Here is a 4,090-nt window from a genome sequence, read left to right as displayed (position 1 = left end):
AGCGACTTCGGCCCGTTGCGCCCGGGGATCGTGCGGCGCGGTCCGGAGGCGGTGGCCCAGGGCGCGACGACCTTCGCCGGCATCGCCGAGGCGGTCGAGCCGGTGCTGGTCAACGGCGCCGCCGGGGCGGTGGCGATCGTCGGCGGTCAGGTGATCTCGCTCGCGGCGTTCACGGTCGTGGGCGGCAAGGTCGTCGCGCTGGACATCCTCGCCGACCCCGACCGGCTGAACGGGTTGGACCTGTCCTTCCTCGGCTGAGTCCTCAGTGGACTTCGGCGGGCTCCACGAGCTCGACGAGGACACCGCCGGCGTCCTTGGGGTGCACGAAGTTGATCCGGCTGTTCGCGGTGCCGCGGCGCGGTTCTTCGTAGAGCAAGCGCAGGCCCTTGGCACGCAGCGCGGACATCGCGGCCTCCACATCGGTCACCCGGAACGCGAGCTGCTGCAGGCCGGGGCCGCTGCGGTCCAGGAACTTCGCGATCGCCGAGTCCTCGCGCAGCGGGGCGAGCAGCTGCAGCTGCGTCGCGCCCGTCGCGTCGCCGGGGGCGCGCAGCATCGCCTCGTGCACGCCCTGCTCCTCGTTGACCTCGGAGTGGGTGACTTCCAGGCCGAAGGTGTCCCGGTGGAAGGCGATCGCCGCCTCCAGGTCCGCAACCGCGATGCCCACGTGGTCGACCGCGGTGACCAGACCGTTGAGTTCCGCTCGCATGCCCGCAGCCTAACCGTGCCCCGATCGTGGGAAAAGCGTGGAAAACGCTAGATCGAATTGCCCCGATGGGCGGAGTCGGGTGACCTTGCTCCAGCACGAGCATGTGGCTAATTCACGTAGGAGGGGCGCACATGGCGAAGAAGCAACGTGGACCGGGCCGCAGGAGTGCAGTGCTGCTGGCGTCGATGGGACTGGTGCTGGGACTGGGCGTGCCGGCCCTGGCCGCCGGCGGCGACGGGGTTCCGAGCGGCGGTGGCGGCGAGAACCGGGCGGCCGACGACCTGCTCCGGGAGCGGGCCTGGGTCAAGGCCGGGCCGCTGAAGTTCGGCGCCGAACCCTACGACGCGGTGCACTCGGCCGCCGGCGACGCGGCGGGCAAGGCCGACTGCAGCATCAGCACGGCGGACGCCACCAACCTCGTGCTGTCCACGACCTGGCCGGAGGTCTCCGGCTCCGGGGACTCGCCGTCGCCGATGACGATGTCCCGCTACGACGACCAAACCGCCCTCGCCGACCCCGAGCAGCGCTCCGAAGGGCTGTTCTTCAACCCCGGCGTCGGTATCTGGCAGCTCGACTCGGCCGGTCTCGGCGCGGACGAAACGGCGGCGACCGCCATCGATTCGGTCACCGCGGCCGGGAAGATGGCGCCGTACATGGTCGGCAAGTACTGCTCCGCGATCAACGCGGGCTCCAGCGCAGCTCAAGCGCGCGCCACCGCGTGGCAGGACTGGCACGCCTGCGACCAGGGCGCCTGCGAGCAGATCTACGAGCGGCTGAAGGCCGACGGCGTCACCAAGGACGCCACCGTCACCCGCTACGGCGGAGCCGAGAAGCGCAGCTGCACCTTCGAAGGCACCGAGTACGACTGCCTGTACGTCGACCCGAGCGCGGCCCAGGGCGAGGACGCCTGGACCTCACCGGACTTCGGCCCCGCGCCGGTCCCGGACCCGTTCTACGTCTTCACCTACACCAAGTCCGGCAAGGACTACGAGGTCCGCTACTGGCTCAAGGGCGACTCCGGCGCGAAGACCGACGTCTCGGCCTCCCGCGAACTCGGCGTCAACGCCCGCACGAAGCTGTACTGGGCGGCCGAATCCGGGCTCTGCGACACGACCACCGGCTCCGGCAACTGCTGAGCGTATGGCAGTCGTCACAGGCGGCACGGGGTGTCATCGCGGGTATGGTCCCGGTGGTGCTCGCCGGGCCATGATGGTGGCGGCGGCGCGACGAGGCGTGGCGAAGACCGGGAGGTAGTCGTGGGCAGTTCGGTGATCGTGGCAGGTGCGCGGACCCCGATGGGGCGACTCCTCGGGTCGCTCAAGGATTTCTCCGGTGCCCAGCTCGGCGGGTTCGCGATCAAGGCCGCGCTGGAGCGCGCCGGGGTCCGGCCCGACCAGGTCGAGTACACGATCATGGGCCAGGTGCTGACCGCAGGCGCCGGGCAGATCCCCGCGCGGCAGGCCGCGGTCGCCGCCGGGATCCCGATGGACGTGCCCGCGCTGACCATCAACAAGGTGTGCCTGTCCGGGCTGGACGCGGTCGCGCTGGCCGACCAGCTGATCCGCGCCGGTGAGTTCGACGTCGTGGTGGCCGGTGGTCAGGAGTCGATGACCCAGGCGCCGCACCTGCTCACCGGGTCGCGGGAGGGCTTCAAGTACGGCGACGTCAACATGCTCGACCACATGGCCCACGACGGCCTGTTCTGCGCGTTCGACCAGGTCGCGATGGGTGTTTCCACCGAGAAGCACAACGCCCGGCACGGTGTGACCCGCGAGGACCAGGACGCGTTCTCCGCCCGCTCGCACCAGCTGGCCGCCGCGGCCGCCGAGAAGGGGATCTTCGCCGAGGAGATCGTCCCGGTGGAGGTGCCGCGCCGGAAGGGCGACCCGGTGGTCGTCGACACCGACGAGGGCGTCCGCCCCGGCACCACCGCGGAGTCCCTGGCCAAGCTGCGCCCGGCGTTCGCCTCCGACGGCACCATCACCGCAGGCTCCGCCTCGCAGATCTCCGACGGTGCGGCCGCGGTCGTGGTGATGAGCAAGGCGAAGGCCGAGGAGCTGGGCCTGGAGTGGATCGCCGAGATCGGCGCGCACGGCGTCGTCGCCGGTCCGGACGCCAGCCTGCACGAGCAGCCGTCCAACGCGATCAAGGCCGCCTGCGCCAAGGACGGCATCGAGGCGACCGACCTGGACCTGGTGGAGATCAACGAGGCCTTCGCCGCCGTGGGCCTGGTGTCCACGCGCGCGCTGGGCATCGACGAGGACAAGGTCAACGTCAACGGCGGCGCGATCGCGCTCGGCCACCCGATCGGCATGTCCGGTGCGCGGCTCGCGCTGCACCTGGCGCTGGAGCTCAAGCGGCGCGGCGGCGGAGTCGGCGCGGCCGCGCTCTGCGGCGGTGGCGGCCAGGGCGACGCGCTGATCATCCGAGTTCCGAGCGCCTGACCCTGATTTCGCCCCGGGGCCGACCCTGAAATCGGACGATTTTCAAGATCGATTTGGTCGGCCGCGGCTACCCTGGACGGCATGAAGTGGCTTCCAGGTGGATGGGATCGCGCTGACCGGGGCAACGACCAGGAGCGGCAGACGGTGCCCGCTCGCCCGCTCGGCGAGCGGGGCACCGCCCGCTACACCTCGGAGCGCGACGTGATGCAGGAACCGGCGACGCGCATCCAGCCGGGCGGCGGGCACCGCCCCGTCGTCCTCAGCGCCGACGCGCGCGACGTCGACGTCAGCGCCAGCAGCTTCAAGGCGCTGGCCATCGGCGGCGGGATCAGCGGTCTGTGCACGGTGCTGATCGCGGCCACGCTGGTCAACAAGGGCAACAGCCTCGGCCTGTGGTTCTGGCAGCTGGTGTTCGGCGTGCTCTTCCTGTGGTTCATCTCCGCGTCCCGCGGCATGTTCAACGGCCGCGGCTTCCTGATCGACCGCAGCGGCTTCTACGCGCGCACCTCCGGCGAGGTCTGCGGCGTGGCGTGGGACGAGATCAAGGCCATCGGCATCGGCACGCTGCCGTGGGTCCAGAACCGCCGCCCGATCGCCCCCGAGCGCCGCCGCGCGCTGGAGTTCTACCCGACCGACCCCGGTTTCCCCGCACGTCACCCGGAGCTGGAGCGCTGGCGGATCACCGAGCCCGCGTCGATGCCCGGCCTGCCCGGCGAGCGCTACCGGTTCCACCTGCCGCCGTTCAGCCGCCTGCCGAAGGCGCTGGAAGGCGCGGTCCAGGACGTCGCCCCGCAGAAGTGGGTCGGCCAGTACCGCCGAGAACAGCCCAAGCCGCAGGACTGAGTTCCTGTCTGAAGCTCTCGTTTTGCGTGGCGGTGCGGGTAGCGGAACCTCAGCGCCCGCCTGGACTCCGGGTGCCCGACTTTATGTATGCCAA

Annotated in this window: 4 protein-coding genes and 1 pseudogene; 4 read left to right on the top strand and 1 reads right to left on the bottom strand. The window is 71.0% G+C overall.

Annotated features, from left to right (window positions below):
- Positions 1-258, top strand: a pseudogene (locus tag ABTZ89_RS36515) (RNA polymerase subunit sigma-70); the annotation flags it as partial.
- 4 nt (positions 259-262) lie between these two features.
- On the opposite strand, the gene mce reads toward ABTZ89_RS36515, so the two are convergent.
- Positions 263-709 carry a methylmalonyl-CoA epimerase gene (mce, locus tag ABTZ89_RS36510; protein ID WP_270951520.1) on the bottom strand — a complete coding sequence of 149 codons (447 nt, stop codon included), beginning with the start codon at positions 707-709 and terminating at the stop codon, positions 263-265.
- Positions 710-840: 131 nt separating this feature from the next.
- Here mce and ABTZ89_RS36505 point away from each other — a divergent pair, with 131 nt between their 5' ends.
- The 3 genes from ABTZ89_RS36505 to ABTZ89_RS36495 all read left to right on the top strand — a co-directional run bounded on the left by ABTZ89_RS36505 (position 841) and on the right by ABTZ89_RS36495 (position 3,996).
- Positions 841-1,845 carry a hypothetical protein gene (locus ABTZ89_RS36505; protein WP_351053583.1) on the top strand — a complete coding sequence of 335 codons (1,005 nt, stop codon included), beginning with the start codon at positions 841-843 and terminating at the stop codon, positions 1,843-1,845.
- Positions 1,846-1,965: 120 nt separating this feature from the next.
- Positions 1,966-3,153 carry an acetyl-CoA C-acetyltransferase gene (locus ABTZ89_RS36500; RefSeq protein ID WP_270951522.1) on the top strand — a complete coding sequence of 396 codons (1,188 nt, stop codon included), beginning with the start codon at positions 1,966-1,968 and terminating at the stop codon, positions 3,151-3,153.
- 81 nt (positions 3,154-3,234) lie between these two features.
- A complete protein-coding gene (locus tag ABTZ89_RS36495) occupies positions 3,235-3,996 on the top strand; it encodes a hypothetical protein (RefSeq protein ID WP_270951523.1) in 762 nt (253 codons plus the stop codon).
- The last annotated feature ends 94 nt before the right edge of the window (positions 3,997-4,090 follow it).

Origin of the sequence: Saccharopolyspora sp. NPDC002686 (assembly GCF_040295745.1) — a bacterium.
In the GTDB taxonomy this organism is placed as follows: Bacteria; Actinomycetota; Actinomycetes; order Mycobacteriales; family Pseudonocardiaceae; genus Saccharopolyspora; species Saccharopolyspora oryzae.
The sequence above is the reverse complement of the archived record's forward strand: the minus strand, read 5'-3'. Positions and strand labels throughout refer to the sequence as shown.

Coding starts and splice junctions, on each gene's coding strand:
- mce (WP_270951520.1), bottom strand. CDS start 709: ATGCGAGCGGAACTCAACGGTCTGGTCACCGCGGTCGACCACGTGGGC.
- ABTZ89_RS36505 (WP_351053583.1), top strand. CDS start 841: ATGGCGAAGAAGCAACGTGGACCGGGCCGCAGGAGTGCAGTGCTGCTG.
- ABTZ89_RS36495 (WP_270951523.1), top strand. CDS start 3,235: ATGAAGTGGCTTCCAGGTGGATGGGATCGCGCTGACCGGGGCAACGAC.